Raw genomic sequence first — 18,393 nt, forward strand, 5'->3', positions numbered from 1 at the left:
TCGTCTCTATGCGCTGCGGGCGTTCATGCGGCCGAACGGGTGCTCCTCGGTCCGGCCGGAGCGGTGCGGGACGGCCGCGGGGCGCTGCCGGGCGGCCAGCTCCGCGCGCTCGACCTCGAGGAAGACCAGCAGCCATTCCGCGGGACCCGCCGCGAGGCCGCTGTGCGGGCGCACGCCCTGTTCCCGCGCGCCGAGAAAGGTGAGGAGCCACCCGGTGGGGCCGGCGGCGGTGGAGGTTCGAATTCGGGAATCCATGCGGGAGACCATTCCGCAGCGTGCCGCGGAAGTCGACCTCCGACGCGTCAAGTTTTTCGCGCGGGATCGCGGAAAAGGGTCATCGCGACAGTCCGCCGGAACCGTCCCATCGGCCTCACCGATCTTCTCGCCATTGCCCGGTAATCCGGTTCCTTTTGGCCGATGATGTGGATTCCTTTGCCAAGAATTCCGGTTGGGCGGCGGCGGGGAGATCGCCTTTTCCGGCGGGCGGCGCCGCGACCGGGCCGGCGGCGTACGGCGGGGGTCAGGCGGCGGGGGTGAGGTCCTCGTCGCGGGAGACCAGCGCGGCGTAGAGGCCGCCGGCGGCGAGCAGCTCGGCGTGGGTGCCGCGCTCGGCGACGCGCCCGTGGTCGAGGACGACGATCTGGCCGGCGTCCCGGACGGTGGAGAGCCGGTGCGCGATGGTGATGGTGGTGCGGCCCTCGGCGAGCGCGTCGACGGCCTGCTGGACGGCGTGCTCGGTCTGCGTGTCGAGGGCGCTGGTCGCCTCGTCCAGGACGAGGATCGGCGGGTTGCGCAGGATCGTCCGGGCGAGGGCGAGGCGCTGCTTCTCGCCGCCGGAGAACCGGTAGCCGCGCTCGCCGACGACGGTGTCGTAGCCGTCGGGCAGGCCGGCGATGTGGTCGTGGATCTGCGCGGCGCGGGCGGCGGCGTGCAGCTCGGCGTCCGTCGCGCCGGGCTTGGCGAACCGGAGGTTGTCGGCGACGGACGCGTGGAACAGGTACGTCTCCTGGGAGACGACGCCGACGGCGGCGGACAGGTCGGCGAACGACAGGTCCCGCACGTCGACGCCGTCGATGGTGACGCGCCCGGACGTGGCGTCGTACAGCCGCGGCACCAGGTAGCTGAGGGTGGTCTTGCCGGATCCGGTCTCGCCGACGACGGCGAGGGACGTGCCGGCGGGGACGTCGAGGTCGATGCCGGTGAGCGCGGCGGAGTCCGCGTCGTAGGAGAAGCCGACGTCCTCGAACCGGACGTGGCCGCGGGCGCGCGGCAGCGGGCGCGGCGAGGCCGGCTCCTCCAGGCCGGGTTCGAGGTCGAGGTACTCGAAGATCCGCCGGAACAGCGACATGGAGCTCTGCACGTCCACCGCGGTCTGGAGCAGCTGGACGGTCGGCCGGAACAGGCTGGTCTGCAGCGTGGTGAACGCGACGAGGGTGCCGATCGACACGAGCGGGTGGCCGTGCGAGACGGTGAGGCCGGCGGCCCAGTAGGTGAGGGCGGGCATCGCCGCCATGACGATCTGGATCGTGGACTGCCGCCACCGTCCGGCCATGCCGGCGCGGATCTCCAGGTCGGCGAGGTCGCGGGACTCGCCGGCGAACCGGTCGGTGAGGGCGGGCGAGCGGCCCATGGTGCGGCCGAGCAGGATGCCGCTGACCGACAGCGACTCCTCGACGATCGCCGACATCGCGGCGAGCTGCCGCTGCCGCCGGGAGGTGATCTTCCGGCGCTCGGCGCCGACGCGGCGGCTGATCCAGACGAAGAACGGGAGCGTGACCATCGTGACGAGGGTGAGCCGCCAGTCGAGGGCGAGCATCGCGATCGCGGTCGCGGTCACGGAGGTGAAGTTGGAGACGAGCGAGGTGACGGTGGTGGTGACGGTGGACTGCATGCCGCCGATGTCGTTGGCGATCCGCGACTGGACCTCGCCGGTGCGGGTCCGGGTGAAGAACGCGAGCGGCATCCGCTGCAGGTGCGCGTAGACGGCGGTGCGCAGGTCGTGCATGACGCGCTGCCCGACGCCGGTGGAGATGTAGGTCTGCAGGACGGAGAACACGCTGGTCGCGACCGAGATCGCGATCATGCCGAGGGCGAGCGCGGACAGCAGCCCGGTGCGGTGCTGCGGCAGCGCGACGTCCAGGATGTGCCGGAGCATGAACGGCGAGGCCAGCGAGACGAGCGCGGACAGGCCGACGAGCAGCGCGACGGCGGCGAGCCGGGCGCGGTACGGGACGAACAGGCGCAGGATGCGCCGGCGGTCGGTGCGAGCGGTGGTCTCCTTGGAAGCGGTGGGGTCCTTCGCCATGGGCGGCTCCTTCCGGGGGGTGACCCTCAACGTAACTGAGGTTAGCTCATAATTATTTCCGAACAACTATGAGCTAAGCTCGGATCCATGGAGAACGATCTGGCCGACCTGTTCCTGAAGGCGGCCAAGCGGATCCGCCGGCACCAGGTCGAGCGGCTCGCGCCGCTCGGCCTCACCCCCGCCCAGTCGCGCGCGCTCCGGGTGATCGTCGGCACCGACGGCCCGCTGCGGATGACCGACCTCGCCCGCCGCCTCGACATCGTCCCCCGCTCGGCGACGACGCTGGTGGACGCCCTGGAGGCGGACGGCCTCGTCACCCGCGAGCCCGACCCGGCCAACCGCCGGTCGTTGCTCGTCCGCCCGACGGACGAGGGCCGGGCCGTCCGCGCGCGCATCGCCGGGACCCGCCGCGAGGCCGCCCGCGAGGTGCTGTCGCCCCTGTCGGACGCGCAGCGCGAGACCCTCCGCGAACTCCTCACCGTCGTCGACGCCGCCGCCGAACCGCACACGCACCGCTAGCCCGGCCGGGCCCGCCGGAGGCCCGTCCCGCTGTCAGCGGGCTGACAATCGGGGCGGGCGGATCCTTCTCGGCTCTGCCTAGCGTCGCCGGGCGGGACCGGCGGACCCTGGAAGGCCCAGTGGCATCGGGGGTTCGCGAGTTCCAGGAGGGTGCCTTGAGCCGGTCCGTCGATCCCGCCGCCCCGGACTTCCCGCTCTCCGGCGTCCCCGCCGGCCTCGCCGAGCCGCTCCGGCCGTACCTGGAGGCCGCCGCGATCGAGATGGTCGGCGAGATCCAGGGGCTCGTCCCCGAGTACGCGCGGCCGCCGGAGAGCCGCTACGGGCGCAGGATGCGGTGGGCCGTCGAGCAGACCGTCCGGCAGTTCGTCGACGCGATCGGCCGGCCCGACATCGACTGGGGCACGGTCGCCGGCATCTTCGAGGGCATCGGCGCGTACGAGGCGCGCCAGGGCCGCAGCCTGGACGGGCTGCAGACGGCGATCCGGGTCGGCGGGCAGGTCGCGTGCCGCCGGTTCATCAAGGACGCGCGGCGGCTCGGCTGGTCGCTGGAGGTGCTCGGCAAGATCACCGAGTCGCTGTTCGTGTTCCTGGAGCGGATCGCCGCCGCGGCCGGGCAGGGGTACGCGCGGGCGCAGGGCGAGCTCGCGGGCGAGCGGGAGCGGTTCCGGCGGCGGCTGCGCGACCTGCTGGTCATGGACCCGCCGGCCAGCGACGCGGCGATCGGGGAGCTCGCCGGGGAGGCGGGCTGGCAGGTGCCGCGGACGCTCGCGGTCGTCGCGTTCCGCCCGGCGCCCGGCGGGCCGGCCCCGGTGCTGCCGCCCGCGTTCCTCGCCGACTGGGACGCCGCGGACCCCTATCTGATCTGCCCGGACCCGGACGGTCCCGGCCGGGACCGGCTGCCGGCGGCGGTGAAGGGGACGCGGGCGGCGGCGATCGGGCCGACCGTCCCGCCGGCGGGGGCCGCGCTGTCGCTGCGCTGGGCCCGGCGCGGCCTCGCGCTGATCGAGCGCGGCGCCCTGCCGGGCAAGGAGCCGCTGCGCTGCCTGGACCACCTGCCGACGCTGGTCGCGGCGCAGAGCGAGGAGCTGCTGGACGTGGCGCTCGGCGCCCGGCTCGGGCGGCTGATGGAGCTGGCGCCGCACCGCCGGGACGCGCTGACGCGCACGCTGCTGACCTACATGGAGTGCCGCGACAACGCGGTGGCGGCGGCGGAGCGGCTCCTCGTACACGAGCAGACCGTCCGGTACCGGATCCGGCGGCTGGAGGAGATCCTCGGCGGCGCGATGCTGGACCCGGACCGGCGGATCGAGCTGCTGCTCCTGCTGCACCACCTCGTCCGGCTGGACTCCGGGGACCGGCGCCTCTCGCCCGCGTGACGCGGGACGGCGACGGCGCCGTCGACGCCGCCGCCGTCCGGGGCGGGTCAGCCGTTCGGGCAGGTGTCCAAGTATTTCGCGATGTTCGCGTCGGGCTTCGGCGCCGGGCACAGGAACTGGTCGTAGCGGGCGTCATTGTCGACGAACCGCTTCATCCACGCGATGGAGTACTTCGCGATGGTGGTGTTCGGCGACACGAATGTCATGTGGCCGGCGTTCTTCAGCAGCAGGTACGCCTTTTCCGGCGCCGTCTTGACGTTGTTGTAGTACGACTCGGCCATCGACGACGCGGGCGCGATGAAGTCGTTGTCCGCGCCCATGATCAGCGTCGGGGTCCTGATGTTCGGGAAGCTGTAGTTGGTGTCCCAGGGCGCGAGCGGGATGTCGGCCTTGAGGGACGGCCGCTTGTTCGCGGCCTCGAGCGTCCCGCCGCCGCCCATGGAATGGCCCATGACGGCGGTTCGGGACGCGTCGACGCGGTTCTTGACGCTGCTCTTGCCGGTCAGCCAGTCGAGGGCGGCGAGCAGCTGGTCGCCGCGCGAGGCGGGGACGTCGAGGAGGCTGTCGGTCTCCAGCGTCATGACGACGAAGCCCTGCGAGGCCAGCCGCGGCCCGTACCAGGAGATCCACGCCTCGGGGGAGACGAAGCCGGGCGAGACGACGATGGCGCCGAACGTGCCCTGGCTCAGGTCGGTGGGCGCGTAGACGGTGCCCTTGTTGAATCCGGTGCCGCTGCCCGCCGGAACGGGGATCGTCTCGATGGCGAACGGGCCCTTCTCCGCGGTGATGCTCGCCTCGGTCGGCGCGGGACCGCGCTGGTACGGATTGTCGGCGGCGCGTCGCACGGCCGCGCGTTCCGCGGCCGCGGGTCCGGCCGGCGCCGCGGCGCTCGCGGGCGGGGCCAGTGCCGCGCCCGCGGCGATGAGGGAGGCGGCGGAGAGGAGCCGGAACGAATGCGCGAGATTCCTGTGCATCGGGGGGCGTGCCCTTCACTGGACGGAACCGCGGCGGGTGGGTGTCCGCGGGTGCCAGAATTGTGGGCCGCGCCGCCGCCGGGCGCTGCTTAAGCGGCGACGCCTTAAATTCGGGGCGCTTATAGCGAAGTTACAAACGCGGGGGCAACGGAGAGGGGCCACTCCCCCCAGAGTGACCCCTCTCCCCCCGTTCCGCGGGCCGGCCCGATACGCGCACTGGGGACGGCCGCTCCCCCCGAAGCGGCTTCGGCGCGGGGCGCCCGGCGGATGAGAAGAAGGTAGCGAGCCCCTCGCCCGCCGTTCGAGGCTTCAACCGTGCCTGTCGATGAACGGTACACGGTGTGCGACGAACGGACCACGCTCCGCATCGGCCATCCCTCTGTCCCGCGCGCGGACTCCCGTCCCGCACGGGCGGTTCGGCGCGGAGCGGGATGTAAGCGAGGTGTAATCGGCCCCGCCTACCGTTGCCGCGTGGAGATCGGCCGGGAGACCGGCCGGCGGGCCGGCGGGCCGCACGGGGGTGGGCCCGCAGGCCGCCGTCACCACAGCAGGTGCGCGGCCGTCCCGTCCTCGGTCGGGACGCCGAGCGCGCCGAAGATCTCCAGCGCCTCGCGGCGCGGGTCGGCCGCGCCGCCGGCGTCCTCGCCGGACACCTGAAGGAGGGCACCGAGCAGGAAGAGGCATTTGGCCCGCCAGAGCGGCACCGAGACCTCGGTCGCCAGCGCCAGCGCGCGCTCCAGCAGCCGCCGCGCCGAGAGGAGGTCACCGCGGTCCCAGTACAGGTCGCCGAGCACGTACATGATGCGCGCGCGCATCAGCGGGTCGCCGCGCTCCTCGGCGAGCCGCAGCGCCAGCCGCAGCGACCGCTCGGCCTCCTCGGTGCGGCCGAGCGCGAAGCTGGTGCAGCCGAGGCCGTGCGCGGCGTACATGCCGACGAGCCGGCTGCCCGCCGCGGTGCCCGCCTCGTGGATGTGCTCGAACAGCGGCTGGGCCTCGCCGGGGCGGCCGAGGGCGAGCAACGCCTGCCCGATCCAGTACACCGCCTGCAGCTCGACGCCGGTGTAGCGGGCGCGGCGCGCCAGGTCACGCGCCATGGTGAGCACGCCGAGCGCGTCGCCGGCGTCGCCGCGCTCGTACTGCGCGCAGCCGATCACCAGGACGGCGTGCGACTCGCCCGCGACGTCGCCGACGCGCTGGAACAGCTCGCGGGCCCGCCGGCCGTCGGCCTCGGCGTCGCCGAACCGGCCCGTCATCCGGTGCACGGTCGCGAGCTGGCGGAGCGCGAGCGCGGTGCCGTGCGGGTTCTCCGTCTCCTCGAAAAGCCGCAGCGCCTCCCGGACGGACCGCAGCGCCCGGTCGTAGTCGCGGCGCGCGCACGCCAGCTCCGTGGTGCGCTCCAGCAGCGCCGCCTCGCCGCGCAGGTCGCCCGCCGCCCGCACGACCGGCAGCGCGTCCGCGACGACCTGCTGCCAGTCGTCGGTGTAGTGCGCGGGCTGGAACAGGATGGACGAGCGGACCGCGATCTCCCAGGCCAGCCCGTCCTCGCCGAGCCGGGCGGCCTGCCGGACCGCGGTGGTGAGCCCGAACCGCTCGTCCTCGAACCAGTCGGGGGCCTGCGCGAGCGTCCGCTCCACGACCGCCTCGTCCAGCGGGTACCGGACGGCGCGGCCCGCGGCGAGGCAGTCGCCGCCGCCCGTGACCAGCTCCACGACCCGGTCGGTGAGCGCCAGCAGGCCGCCGAGGGCGCGGCGCAGCGCCTCGGTGCGCTCGTCCGGGCCGTCCTGCTCCAGGCACAGCTCGCGGGCGTGGTCGCGGACGAGGTCGTGGAACCGGTAGCGGACCGCGCCGGGCATCGCGGGCCGCCCCTGCGCGGTGCGGAGCTGCGCGTCGAGGAGCTGCGCGTCGACGAGCGTCTCCAGCAGCTCGGCGACCTCGGCGGGCGGGCGGTCCAGCAGCGCGGCGGCGGTCCAGCAGGCGAAGTCGGGGGCGTCGAGGAGGCCGAGCAGCCGGTACAGCCGCCGCGCGTCGGCGCCGAGCCCCCGGTAGCTGAGGTGCAGGGTGGTGCGGACGCTGAGGCCGCGCTGCGTCAGCTCGTCCAGCCGGCCCTGCTCGCGCATCCGGCGGACGAACCCGGCGATGCTCCAGTGCGCCTTCGCGGCGAGGCGGGCGCCGGCGACGCGCAGCGCGAGCGGCAGGTGCCCGCACATGCGGGCGAGTTCCGCGGCGGCCTCCGGCTCGGCGGCGAGCCGGTCCCGTCCGACGATGTGCACGAGCAGGTCGACGGCCTGCGCGGGGGTCAGCACGTCCAGCTCGATGAGGCGGGCGCCGGGCAGCGCGGTGAGCCGGGTGCGGCTGGTGATGACGGCGCGGGACAGCCGCCCGCCCGGCAGCAGCGGCTCGACCTGCGTCTCGTCGGCGGCGTTGTCGAGGACGACGAGGATGCGCCGGTCGGCGAGGAGGCTGCGGTACAGCGCGGCGCGCTCGCCTGGGCTCTCCGGCACGGCGGCGGCGTTGACGCCGAGCGCTCGCAGGAACCGGCCGAGGACCTCGGCGGGGTCGGCGGGATCGCGTTCGGCGCCGCGCAGGTCCACGAAGAGCTGGCCGTCGGGGAAGGCGTCGCGGATGCGGTGCGCGATGTGCACGGCCAGGGTCGTCTTGCCGATCCCGCCCATCCCGGCGACGGCCGACACCGACACGGGCTCGTTGCCGTCGCCGGCGGTCAGCAGCGCGAGCATGCTGTCGATCTGGTCGCCGCGCCCGGTGAAGTCGGGCACGGCGGGCGGCAGCTGGCTCGGCCGCGCCGGGGGGACGCGGTCGCCGTCCCGGCCCGCGTCGGCCTCGGAGCCGTCGTCGGTCTCGTCCCGCGGCGGTTCGGCGGGGCCCGGCGCGCCGGCGGTCTCCTGGCGCAGCACGCGGACGTGGACGTCGCGCAGCTCGGGCCCGGGGTCGACGCCGAGCTGGTCGAGCAGCCGGACCCGCGCCTCCTCGTAGGCCTCCAGCGCCTCGGCCTGCCGCCCGCACGACGCGAGCACCTCGATCCAGACGGTGAGGAGCTGCTCGTCGAGCGGGTGGGCGCGCACCAGCGGGCTGAGGTGCGGCAGCGCGCGCTCGGGCGAACCCGCGCCGAGCACCGTCCGGGCGTGCTCCATCGTCGCCTCGACGCGCTCGCGTTCCAGCCGGTCGACGGCGGCCTGGTCGACGGAGTCGGGCGACACGTCCTCCAGCGCGCGGCCCCGCCACAGCCCGAGCGCGCGCTCCAGCGCACCGGCGCGCCGGTCGGCCGGCAGCATGGCCGCGTCGGCGACCGCGCGGCGGAACGCGGCCGCGTCGATGTCGGCGCCCGGCAGCTCCAGCGCGTACCCGTTGGTGGTGCGGACGACCTCGACGCCCGGCCCCGCGGTCTCGGTCAGCCAGCGGCGCAGCCGGTAGACGGCGACGGCCAGCGTCGAGTCGGAGATGACGGTCTCGCGGGCGCCCCACAGCAGCGACTTGAGCGTGTCGTCGCCGAGGCCGGACAGCCCGGCGAGCCAGGCGACGGCGAGCGCGCCGAGCAGCGCGCGGGCGATGCCGGAGGAGGGCAGCGTCCGCCGGCCGGCGCGCTCCACGCCGACCCGGCCGAGCACGACGATCCGGACGTGCTCGCGCTCCCGGTCAGACCCGCGCTCGGTGCGCATGTCCGTCACTCCCGACGTCGCCTCCGGTGCACAGTGAACTCCACCATTTGATCAAAGTCACGGCGGGTCCGGTGCGGGTATTTCTGCACGGTCGTGCGAAAAAAGTGCCGCGGCGGAGCCGCCGCCCGCCGTTTGACAGGATGGTCACCGAGCGCGGAAGGAGATCGGATGGCGGGACAGGTGCGGCCGATCACGCTGGTCGGGACGCCGGTCCTGCACCGGGCGTGCCGGCCGGTGCAGGAGTTCGACGCGGCGCTGGCGGAGCTCGCCGACGACATGTTCGCCAGCATGTACGCGGCGGAGGGCGTGGGCCTCGCCGGCAACCAGATCGGCGTCGACCTGCGGATATTCGTCTACGACTGCCCCGACGAGGACGGCGAGCGGCACAAGGGGACGGTGGTGAACCCGGTGCTGGAGCTGCCCGATCTGGCGGACCGGCGGCTCGACGACAGTGAGGAGGGGTGCCTGTCGGTGCCGGGCCCGCACGCCCGCGTCGCCCGTCCCGACCACGCCACCGTGCGCGGCTTCGACGTCAAGGGAAACCCGGTCATGGTCGAGGGGACGGGCCTGCTCGCGCGCTGCCTCCAGCACGAGACCGACCACCTCGAAGGCAAGGTCTACATCGACCGGCTCTCGGCCCGCGCGCGCAAGAAGGTCCTCAAGGAGTACGAGGAACTCCGCGCGTCGGGCGAATAAGTCATGGCGCCCAGACGGGCAGGTGCAGCGCCGACGGGTGCCCGGCGCCGCGCAGCACCTCGATGCGGACGCGGCGCGACGCGACGGCCCGTCCGGCGGGCTCGCCGCGCCCGTGGTTGCGGGCGAAGCGCGGGAACGCGCCGCCCGCGAGCATGACGCGCGGCCGGTGGCCGCGCCGGAACCGGTAGCCGGTCGGGTGCATCTCGATCTCCGCCGCGACGACCTCGCCCGGCGCGGCGTCGATGCGGAGCATCCCGTCGGTGACGTTGCGGGACGCGCCGTCCGGGCCGACGTCGCAGAGCCGGACGAACAGGTCGGCGTGCCCGGTGTCCGTCCGGACGTGGAACGCCGCCGACACCGGCCCGATCAGGTCGAGGTCGCGGTCGAGGCGGGCGCCGGTCAGCACGGCGACGTCGCCGCGCGCCTCGATCCGGCCGTTGTCGCGCTGCCCGCCCCGGCCGGGCGCCAGCAGCGGCCCGCCGGTGGACGGCGTCGGGTCGTACGGGTCGTAGGTGAACGCCACCGGGTCGAGCGGGCCGGACGGCTCGTCCCAGGTCAGGCCGTGGGAGAGGTACAGCGGCGCCGGGGTGGTCTCCGGCGGCGGCCACTGCTGGAAGTCGAGCCAGCGGTCCGCCTTCTGCAGGTAGAGGCGGACGGGTGCGCGCCGCAGTTCCGCCGCGTCCCCGTGGAGGTGCGCGTTCAGCCAGGACACCTGGTCGGCGAGGACGGCGCGCAGCGCCTTGGCGTCGTGCCCCCAGGGGCCGATGGTGATGCGGACCTGGCGGCCGGCGGCGTGCAGGGCGGCGAAGTCGCGGAGCTGGCCGCGTAGGAACAGGTCCCACCAGCCCGTCACCATGCTCGCGGGCGACGTGGTGGTGGCGACGCCCGCGCTGTGGTCGGTCTCCCGCCAGAACGCGGCGTTCTCGGCGTTGCCGGTGACCTCGCGTAGGAACGACTCGGCTCGCCCTATCGCGGCCATGTCTGCCTCGCCGACCGGCAGGTGCCGCATAGCGTTCCTTACGCGCCGGTTGTGGAGCGGGTGTCTCCGGTCGTCACGCGTCCCCATCAGCGACGACCACACGAGCGTGTTGTGCAGGGCGAGCGCGCCGCCCGGGTAGAAGGAGCTGACGAACTCGGACGCGGTGATGCCGAGCCCCATCGCCGCCAGCGGCGGGTCCGCGTACGGCGCGATCGCCCACTGCGTGTAGCCGAGGTAGCTCGCCCCGGCCGTCGCGACGCGCCCGTCGCACCACGGCTGCGCCCGCACCCATTTCAGCGTCGCGAGGCCGTCCTCGCGCTCGTCGTGGAACGCGTGGAACTCGCCGCCCGACCCGTGTATCCCACGTACATTCTGTATGACGACCTGGAAGCCGCGCCGGGCGAGGACCCCGGCGAGCAGCCGGACGAGCGCCTGCCGCTTGCCGTACGGGGTCCGGATGAGCACGGCGGGCAGCGGCCCGGCGCCGCGCGGCCGGTACAGGTCCGCGACCAGCACCGCTCCGTCCGGCATGGGAACCCGCAGGTCGCGGGCCATGCCGACGTCGATGGCCGCGTCATCGGCCTCGGGGAGCCCGAGGAGGCGGTCGATGAGCCGTCCCGCCATGGACATGCGCAACCTCCCACGAATCGGAATCCCACCGTCCCACGCCCCGGCCGGTCAGAGCGCGGCGAGGCGCTCGTACTCCTCCAGGACGCGCGCGAACTCGCCGGTCGGCAGCTCGCAGGCGTGCCCGTCCAGCCAGAGGTGCTCGAGCCGGACCGTCCGGACGTCCACCCGGAGATGGCAGGCGTTCCCGGTGTGCTCCCACCCGGGGCGCGCCGCGCGGACGACGTCGAGGTGGTGCCGGTGGCACTGCACGTCGTGCAGCAGGAACGCCGTCAGGACGTGCGGCGCGCCGTTCACCGCGCGGGCGGTCCCGGCGGCGCGCGAGGCGGCCGCCTCCAGGTCCACGCCCGATTCGACCAGTTCCGGGAAGAACACGCGGACGTGCTGCGCGACGCCCTCCGCCTCCACCGGTTCGCACGGCAGCCGCACCACCGCGTCGGGGTCGACGTAGCCGTGCACCGGGACGCCCGAGACGAACGACGCCCACGCACCCGGGACGGACGCGAGGAACCGGGCGCGGGACAGCGCGTCCCGCAGGTCGGGGACGAGCCTGTCCGCGTCGATGCCGCGCGGCATGAAGGTCTTGGTGCCGCCGCGCAGCCGCCCGCCCGCCTCGTCCAGCACGGCGAGGTCGGCCCAGCACGCGCCCGAACCGGTGCCGAGGACGCCGTGCGGGAGGCAGGCGTCGGGGTGCGGGGTGAGGCCGGCGACGTCCTCGAGGGTGGCGCGGGGCGTGCGGACGAGCGCCCAGCCGCGCGTCCGCCGGGACGTCCCGCCGAGGGCGAGCACCGCCGCCACCGGCTCGCCGCGCCGGGGCTCGCCATGTCCCGGCTCGCTGTGCCCGGGCGCGCGGTGCTGCCCGGCGGGGCGGTGCGAGTCCGCGTGGGCCTGCCGGAACGCCGCGACGACCTGCCGGAACGTCTCCGCGTCCAGGCACAGGTAGGCGCCGTTCTCGCCCTCGATGGTGGCGACGCCGACCGCGACGCCGACCCGGAACACCCGTCCCGGCCACGTCACGGCGGCGCCGGGGCGGCCGAGCTCGGCGAGCATCCAGTCCAGCCCGAGGACGAACTCGGTGTCGGCGAGGAGCCCGGCGAGCGGCTCGTTGCCCGGCGCCGGGACGCACGCGACGTCCCCGGGGCCGTCCACGCGGAACGCGACGGGCAGCTCCCGGTCCGGGACGAACCGCTCCGTGCCGGCCTGGAGGACGCCTTCGAGCATCTGCCGGTGCCGCACCGCCCCGACCTTGTCCAGGTACTCCTCCAGGCAGCGGAGCAGGACGCCGGGGTCGAGGTCGCAGGACGACCAGCCGCCGACGTCCCGCAGGTGGACGACCGCGCCGTCGAAGTCGAGCCGGTGGAAGCGGTACAGCTCCTGCCAGGGCCGGTGCCCGCCGGGCTCCGCCGCCCCCGCGCTCAGCAGGCCCTTCGCCCGGACGATCGCGGCGACGTCCTCGCCCAGGTCGTTGAGCAGGAAGTCGCGCAGCGGGGCGTGCGCCGGGTCGGTCTCGACCGCGACGCGCACGCCGTCCCCGCGGATCCGCACCGGAAGCGCCATCGCCATTCGCGTGATTATGCCGATAAGCGAAGATCATCACTGGTATGGCGGAATGTTCGATCCCGATTCGGAACCAACCCGGCCCCTGCGGCGGCTGTAGGGCGCGCGCGGGGGCGGGCCTAGAGCGGCTCGTCGGCCATGTACGGCGGGGCCGGCTCGTACTGGATGTAGCGTCGCACCGCGCGCGCGTGGTCCCGCCCGTGGATGCGGCCGATCAGCCACAACGCCATGTCGATACCGGCCGACACGCCTTGGCTCGTGACCAGGTCGCCGTCCACGACGTACCGCGCGTCCCGGACGACCGTCACGTCGCCGCGCGCCTCGAGCTGGTCCTCGGACGCCCAGTGCGTCGCGACCCTCCGCCCCTTGGCCGGGCCCGCCTCGTGCAGGAGGAACGAGCCGGTGCACACGCTCGCCGTCCAGTCGGCCCGCTCGGAGGTCTTCGCGATCCAGCCCGTCAGCGCCGCGTTGCCGATCTGCGTCACGCGGGCGCCCCGCCCGCCCGGCACCAGCAGGACGTCCAGCTCCGGGTGGTCGTCGAACGTGCAGTCCGGCACGACCCGCATCCCCTTCGCGCAGCGCACCGGCCCGGGCCGCTCCGCGACCAGCACCGCCCTGTCGTCCTGCTCCCGCAGCATCGCCGAGGCCGTGAACACCTCCCACGGCCCCGCGAAGTCCAGCTCCTCGGCGTCCTCGAACACCAGCAGCCCGTAGGTCGTCATGCGTACTCCTTCGTCCCTCGGAATCGGTCCCGGTAGTCGGACGGCGCCACCCCGACCCGCCGGTGGAACGCCCGCCGCAGCGTCTCGCCGGTGCCGAACCCGAGCCGCCGCGCCAGCGCCTCGACCGGCTCGTCGCCCTCCGCCAGCGCCCGCCGCGCCGCCTCGATCCGCACCCGCTCCACGTACACCGACGGCGGCACCCCCATCTCGGCGGTGAACCGGCGCTGCAGGTGCCGCGGGCTCAGCCCCGAACATTCGGCCAGGTCGGCGACGCTGTGCCGGGCGCCCGGATCGGTCTGCACCGCCGTCACCGCGACCCGGATCGGGTCCGACGCCGGCTGCGCCGACCACAGCGGCACGCTGAACTGCGACTGGCTGCCCGGCCGCCGCAGGAACATCACCAGCTCCCGCGCGACCGCGTGCGCGGCCGCCCGCCCGTGGTCGTCCTCGACGAGCGCGAGCGCGAGGTCCATGCCCGCGGTGACGCCCGCGGACGTCCAGATCCGCCCGTCCCGGATGAAGATCGGGTCGCAGTCGACGCGCAGCGCCGGGTACTCGGCCCTGAGCTGGGCCTCGCGCCCCCAGTGGCTCGTGACGCGCCGCCCGTCGAGCAGCCCGGCCTCGGCGAGCAGGATCACCCCGCTGCACACCGCCGCGACGCGCCGCGCGTCCCGCGCCGCGCCCGTCACCCAGCGGACCAGCGCCGCGTCCCCGCGGGCCCGGTCGACGCCGGTCCCGCCCACCACCAGCACCGTGTCGAACCCCTCCGGCGGGAGGTCGCCGACGCCGTGCGAGGCGATCACGGGCAGCCCGCTGCTGGACGTCACCGGGCCCGCCTGCGGCCCGACGACCAGGCACTCGTACCGCCCGGTCGCCTGGAGGACCTCGAACGGCCCGGTCAGGTCCAGCCCCTGGAACCCGTCATAGATCACGAACGCGACGCGCATGGCTCCAGGGTGTGTCCCGGCCGGTCATGGCGTCAACGACACGTACCCCACAGTTCGCGTCATCGCCTCGCCCGCCGTGAATTCGCCGAAAAAGCGGTTGACACCATTGCCGGGCTCAGGCATGATCATCGGCATGGAGCTTTGATACTTCCAGGTCGAGCCGCCCCGCATTCCGCCGGGCCCGCTCCCGTTCTCCACGCCGAAGGCGACATTCCGCGAACACTTCCACTGGTCGACGCGCACTCGCGTGACCAGCGTTCCCGTCATGCCTGCGGCCTTTTCCGACACCCTTTCACGGCGGCGATACGCCCATGCCCGGAGGTGGTTTCTCCATGCGCTCCCACAATCCCGAAAACGTGCCCTTCCCGACGAAGAAGAAGGTCAAGAAGAGCAAGACCGACTTCAGGTCGGCGACGTTCGCGAACAACCGCCGCGCCGCCGGCCGGATGCCCACCCGGCAGTTCAACCGGGGCCGCTGACGGCATCCCGGCCCCGGACCCACCCGTCCGGGGCCGGGAACTCCGCCCACACCACCGTCCGGGTCCCGTCCGCCCGGTAGCCCCACCGCGCGGCGAGGCCCTGGACGATCCGCATCCCCCGGCCCGTCTCCGCGCCGGGCTCGTCCTTCACGTACGGCCGCGTCCCCCACGCCCCGTCGTCGGTCACCTCCAGCCGCACCGCCCCGGACCCGGCCGCCACGGTCACCGTCACGAGGCCGCCCTCCAGGCCCGACGCCGTGTGCGTCACCGCGTTCGCGACGGTCTCGCTGACCGTCATCACCACGTCGTCGCGGTCCGGGAGGCCCGCCAGGAGGTCCCGGACGAACGCCCGCGCGCATCCCACCGACCTGCCGACACCCGGCAGCGTCACCGAGCCGAGCACCACGAGCCCTTCCCCGTCCACACCACCGCCTCCCCCGTACCGGCCATGGCCGGCGACGCGGCCGGCGGTTCCGAGCACGTCCTCGACGCCCACGCAGACGGCCCCCCTCGGTCCGAAAGCAGCCCGTCACCGCCCAGTACGTCTCCGCACCCGCCCCCCGTTCACCCCACCGCTACGCTCCCCACCATGGCGACCACCCACGCCGTCGAGATGGGGCCCGCGACCGTCACCAAGCGGTACCGGACCTGGGACCTGGGGCAGCCGGAACGCGAATGGCGGGCGCTGACCCTGCTGGCCGAACACGCGCCGGCCCTCGCCCCCGAACCGCTGCGCTACGCCGCCGGGGACGACCCGCCGAGCATCACCATGTCCCGCCTCCCCGGCGAGCCGCTCTCGGCCCCGCTCACGGACGCGCAGCTCACCGCGCTCGTCGAGGCGATGTCGGCCTCCCAGAACGCGATCCCCGCCGCGGCCGTCGCCGCCCTGCCCCCGCGGCTGCTCCGCCCGCTCGACGCCCTGAAGAACCTCCGCGCCTGGTCAGAGCGGGTGCCACCGCCCCCGGACCCCCTGACCGCCGCCGCCCTCCGCGGCGCCCGCGACTGGCTCCGCCGACCCCACCTCGACACCGTGTTCGCCGCCGAGCCGCCGCCCGTGTTCGGCACCGGCGACGGCAACCTCGCCAACTTCCTGTGGGACGGGTCGCGCGTCCGCCTCGTCGACTTCGAGTTCTCCGGACGCGGCGACCGGGCCTACGAGCTCGCCGAGGTCGCCGAACACGTCTCCGCGAAGAACGTCCTGGCCCCCGACGTCCTGCTCGGCCGGTTCGAGCTGGCGCCGTCCGAGCGGGCCCGGCTTCCCGAATGCCGGCGCCTGCTGGCCGTCTTCTGGCTGCTCGCCCTGCTGTCCGACGACCCGGAGCACCCGCGCAACCCGCCCGGTACCCTCCACCACCAGGCCGAGCATCTGCTCGGCCTGCTCTGACCTGGCGGTCAGGACCGCCAGGGGCGGCCGGTGAGGCGCTCGTAGACCTCGATGTAGCGGGCGCGGGTGGCGTCCACGACGTCCTGCGGGATGGCCGGGCCGGGCGGCGTGCGGTCCCAGTCCAGCGTGCTGCTCCAGTCGCGGACGTACTGCTTGTCGTACGAGCGCTGCGCGCGGCCCGGCTCCCACTCGTCCGCCGGCCAGAACCGCGACGAGTCGGACGTCAGCACCTCGTCGGCGAGGACGAGCGTGCCGTCGGCGGCGCGCCCGAATTCCAGCTTCGTGTCCGCGATGATGATGCCGCGCTCCGCCGCGATCGCGGCGCCCCGCTTGTAGACCTCCAGGGTCACGTCCTTGAGCCGCGCGGCGGTGTCCGCGCCGATCTCCGCGACGACGTCGTCGTAGGTGATGAACTCGTCGTGCCCCTCGGACGCCTTCGTCGTCGGCGTGAAGATCGGCTCCGGCAGCCTCGACGCCTCGACGAGCCCGTCCGGCAGCGCGATGCCGGAGACGGTGCCGCCCTTCTCGTACTCCTTCAGGCCGAGGCCCGCGAGGTAGCCGCGCGCGATCCACTCGACGGGCAGCATCGTCAGCCGCCGGCACCGGATCGCCCGGCCCGCCCACTCGTCCGGCACCTGGTCGGCCGAGATCACGTGGTTCGGGACGACGTCCGCGAGCTGCTCGAACCACCACAGCGACAGCTGCGTGAGGATCTTCCCCTTGTCGGGGATCAGCGTCGGCAGGACGACGTCGTACACGCTCACCCTGTCCGACGCGACGAGGATCAGGTCGTCCCCGTCCGCGTAGACGTCCCGGACCTTCCCCGAGTGCAGCAGCTCCACGCCGTCCCCCTCAAAACTCCCGCTCACCATGTGCTCCCGCCAATGATCCCAGCAGCGGCTCCCCGGCCGTCCGCGTGGGTGCGCCCCTCCCGGGAGAAGCGCGCCTCTCGTCCCGTCCGGCGGGCGCTGCGACGCTCCCGGCATGAGCACTGACCAGCACGGGTCCAAGGTCGTCCTCGTCACGGGGGCGAGGAGCGGCATCGGCGCGGCCACCGCCGCCCGCCTCGCCGGCGAGGGGCACCGCGTGGTCGCGGGCGCCCGCCGCTGCTCGTGGACGAGTGGGACCGGATGAGGGTTCGCCTCCGGCGAGAGCCGGAGGCGAACAACGCTGCGCGGGGCGGTGGTGCGGCCGGGCGGTGAACCCTGATCAGTTCGCTGTGCGGAGCGGTGCGGAACCGGACGCCGACGCCGTGCCCGTCGCCGTGGAGGACCGCCGGCCGTCCGCGACCTTGCGGGTCTCGCGGAGGATCAGCAGACCGGTCATCGCGATCAGCGCCGAGGTCAGGCCGTGGATGCCGAACGCGGCGGCGGTGGAGCCGCGGTGGGCCAGCACGTTGATCATGTCGCCGAACGGGGCGACGGCCTCCATCAGCAGGACCCAGCCCAGGGCGCGGCGGTGGCCCGTCAGCAGCAGGACGCCGATGACCAGGCCCATCGCGAACTCGCGGGTGCCCTTCATGACGAGGAAGCCGTCCCCGTTCCCGGCGGGCCATCTCGGCAGGCCGACGCCCTGGGTGGACGCGGCCGGGGCCAGGATGAAGGACAGCCCGAGGTAGAGGACGAACAGGGCGCAGGCGGTGACCAGGACGGTGTTGACGTTCTTCAGCGACATGGCGCTTCTCCTTCGACGTTCGGAACGGGGGCGGTAAGGCGGGCGGTGCGAAGCGGGGCGGTGCAAGGCGGGGCGGTGCGCGGTCGGCACTCCGGTCACTGCGGCGGTGTCAGACGTCGATCCGCTCGAAGATGTGCGGGTAGGACACGATGTCGTCGGGGAACTCGGCGGCCATGCGCTGGAACTCCGGGTTGCCGAACGCGGCGGCGAGCGCCTCGGTCGTCTCCCAGACCGCGACGTTCATCAGAAGTCGGCTGTCCGCCGTTCCCTTGTGCATCTGCAGGGAGACGAATCCCGGCTGCGCCTTCATGAATTCGGCCTGCCTCCGGAAGAGCGGCAGGAACGCCTCGGCCCGCTCCTTCGGGACGAGGAAGGTGTTGGCCAGGACGATGGGTCCGGTCTTCTCGGCGAACTGGGCGAACATCGGCGTGCTCGGGTCCAGGCTCTTCAACTCGGCCATCTTCGGTACTTCCTCTCGCG

Annotated in this window: 19 protein-coding genes; 6 read left to right on the plus strand and 13 right to left on the minus strand. The window is 74.1% G+C overall.

The annotated features are described in order from the left end of the window. Positions 1 to 6 precede the first annotated feature (6 nt). Both F9B16_RS08200 and F9B16_RS08205 read right to left on the minus strand, forming a co-directional pair. Entirely contained in the window at positions 7 to 255 is a 249-nt protein-coding gene (locus F9B16_RS08200) for a hypothetical protein (protein ID WP_151539379.1), read from the minus strand. 265 nt (positions 256 to 520) lie between these two features. After that, positions 521 to 2,305, minus strand: a complete 1,785-nt coding sequence (locus tag F9B16_RS08205) for an ABC transporter ATP-binding protein (protein ID WP_151539380.1) — start codon at positions 2,303 to 2,305, stop codon at positions 521 to 523. An 87-nt stretch (positions 2,306 to 2,392) separates the two neighbouring features. On the opposite strand from F9B16_RS08205, the gene F9B16_RS08210 reads away from it, so the two are divergent. Next, positions 2,393 to 2,824 carry a MarR family winged helix-turn-helix transcriptional regulator gene (locus tag F9B16_RS08210; RefSeq protein WP_151539381.1) on the plus strand — a complete coding sequence of 144 codons (432 nt, stop codon included), beginning with the start codon at positions 2,393 to 2,395 and terminating at the stop codon, positions 2,822 to 2,824. A 155-nt stretch (positions 2,825 to 2,979) separates the two neighbouring features. Beyond that, positions 2,980 to 4,200 (plus strand): PucR family transcriptional regulator, encoded by a 1,221-nt coding sequence (locus F9B16_RS08215; protein WP_225991462.1) that lies wholly within the window; start codon positions 2,980 to 2,982, stop codon positions 4,198 to 4,200. A gap of 47 nt (positions 4,201 to 4,247) precedes the next feature. Here the strand turns inward: F9B16_RS08215 and F9B16_RS08220 are convergent, their stop codons facing one another. Together F9B16_RS08220 and F9B16_RS08225 are read right to left on the minus strand one after the other, a co-directional pair. Further along, entirely contained in the window at positions 4,248 to 5,174 is a 927-nt protein-coding gene (locus F9B16_RS08220; protein ID WP_151539382.1) for a dienelactone hydrolase family protein, read from the minus strand. A 539-nt stretch (positions 5,175 to 5,713) separates the two neighbouring features. Beyond that, positions 5,714 to 8,848 (minus strand): AfsR/SARP family transcriptional regulator, encoded by a 3,135-nt coding sequence (locus F9B16_RS08225; protein ID WP_151539383.1) that lies wholly within the window; start codon positions 8,846 to 8,848, stop codon positions 5,714 to 5,716. A gap of 168 nt (positions 8,849 to 9,016) precedes the next feature. Between F9B16_RS08225 and def the strand changes: the two genes are divergently transcribed. Continuing rightward, on the plus strand, positions 9,017 to 9,544 hold the full coding sequence (gene def / locus F9B16_RS08230) for a peptide deformylase (RefSeq protein WP_151539384.1): 528 nt from the start codon (positions 9,017 to 9,019) through the stop codon (positions 9,542 to 9,544). Between the two features lies 1 nt (position 9,545). On the opposite strand, the gene F9B16_RS08235 is transcribed toward def, so the two are convergent. The 5 genes from F9B16_RS08235 to F9B16_RS08255 all read right to left on the minus strand — a co-directional run bounded on the left by F9B16_RS08235 (position 9,546) and on the right by F9B16_RS08255 (position 14,643). Beyond that, complete coding sequence (locus F9B16_RS08235) at positions 9,546 to 11,153, minus strand: CocE/NonD family hydrolase (RefSeq protein WP_225991463.1); 1,608 nt, start codon at positions 11,151 to 11,153, stop codon at positions 9,546 to 9,548. Positions 11,154 to 11,201: 48 nt separating this feature from the next. Beyond that, positions 11,202 to 12,713 (minus strand): hypothetical protein, encoded by a 1,512-nt coding sequence (locus F9B16_RS08240; protein WP_151539385.1) that lies wholly within the window; start codon positions 12,711 to 12,713, stop codon positions 11,202 to 11,204. A 113-nt stretch (positions 12,714 to 12,826) separates the two neighbouring features. Then, a complete protein-coding gene (locus F9B16_RS08245) occupies positions 12,827 to 13,429 on the minus strand; it encodes a DJ-1/PfpI family protein (protein WP_151539386.1) in 603 nt (200 codons plus the stop codon). Next, complete coding sequence (locus tag F9B16_RS08250; protein ID WP_151539387.1) at positions 13,426 to 14,376, minus strand: GlxA family transcriptional regulator; 951 nt, start codon at positions 14,374 to 14,376, stop codon at positions 13,426 to 13,428. The genes F9B16_RS08245 and F9B16_RS08250 overlap by 4 nt, the downstream gene beginning before the upstream one ends. 24 nt (positions 14,377 to 14,400) lie before the next feature. Continuing rightward, positions 14,401 to 14,643: a hypothetical protein gene (locus F9B16_RS08255; protein WP_151539388.1), complete on the minus strand. Its 243-nt coding sequence runs from the start codon at positions 14,641 to 14,643 to the stop codon at positions 14,401 to 14,403. 89 nt (positions 14,644 to 14,732) lie between these two features. Here F9B16_RS08255 and F9B16_RS53530 point away from each other — a divergent pair, with 89 nt between their 5' ends. Further along, the gene (locus F9B16_RS53530; protein WP_264159689.1) at positions 14,733 to 14,855 is read left to right on the plus strand and encodes a hypothetical protein; all 123 of its coding nucleotides are present in this window, start codon (positions 14,733 to 14,735) and stop codon (positions 14,853 to 14,855) included. Here the strand turns inward: F9B16_RS53530 and F9B16_RS08260 are convergent. Next, a complete protein-coding gene (locus F9B16_RS08260) occupies positions 14,839 to 15,351 on the minus strand; it encodes an ATP-binding protein (protein WP_151539389.1) in 513 nt (170 codons plus the stop codon). The genes F9B16_RS53530 and F9B16_RS08260 overlap by 17 nt on opposite strands. Before the next feature lie 93 nt (positions 15,352 to 15,444). Here F9B16_RS08260 and F9B16_RS08265 point away from each other — a divergent pair, with 93 nt between their 5' ends. Next, positions 15,445 to 16,239, plus strand: a complete 795-nt coding sequence (locus F9B16_RS08265; RefSeq protein WP_151539390.1) for a phosphotransferase family protein — start codon at positions 15,445 to 15,447, stop codon at positions 16,237 to 16,239. A gap of 8 nt (positions 16,240 to 16,247) precedes the next feature. On the opposite strand, the gene F9B16_RS08270 is transcribed toward F9B16_RS08265, so the two are convergent. After that, a complete protein-coding gene (locus F9B16_RS08270) occupies positions 16,248 to 17,081 on the minus strand; it encodes a phosphoribosylaminoimidazolesuccinocarboxamide synthase (RefSeq protein WP_151539391.1) in 834 nt (277 codons plus the stop codon). A gap of 142 nt (positions 17,082 to 17,223) precedes the next feature. Between F9B16_RS08270 and F9B16_RS08275 the strand changes: the two genes are divergently transcribed. Further along, entirely contained in the window at positions 17,224 to 17,373 is a 150-nt protein-coding gene (locus F9B16_RS08275; RefSeq protein ID WP_404800479.1) for an SDR family NAD(P)-dependent oxidoreductase, read from the plus strand. A gap of 75 nt (positions 17,374 to 17,448) precedes the next feature. Here F9B16_RS08275 and F9B16_RS08280 read toward each other — a convergent pair whose 3' ends face one another. Together F9B16_RS08280 and F9B16_RS08285 are read right to left on the minus strand one after the other, a co-directional pair. After that, complete coding sequence (locus F9B16_RS08280; protein WP_151539392.1) at positions 17,449 to 17,913, minus strand: DUF4267 domain-containing protein; 465 nt, start codon at positions 17,911 to 17,913, stop codon at positions 17,449 to 17,451. 109 nt (positions 17,914 to 18,022) lie between these two features. Beyond that, positions 18,023 to 18,373: an antibiotic biosynthesis monooxygenase family protein gene (locus tag F9B16_RS08285; RefSeq protein ID WP_151539393.1), complete on the minus strand. Its 351-nt coding sequence runs from the start codon at positions 18,371 to 18,373 to the stop codon at positions 18,023 to 18,025. Positions 18,374 to 18,393 lie beyond the last annotated feature (20 nt).

This window comes from Actinomadura montaniterrae (assembly GCF_008923365.1).
In the GTDB taxonomy this organism is placed as follows: domain Bacteria; phylum Actinomycetota; class Actinomycetes; order Streptosporangiales; family Streptosporangiaceae; genus Spirillospora; species Spirillospora montaniterrae.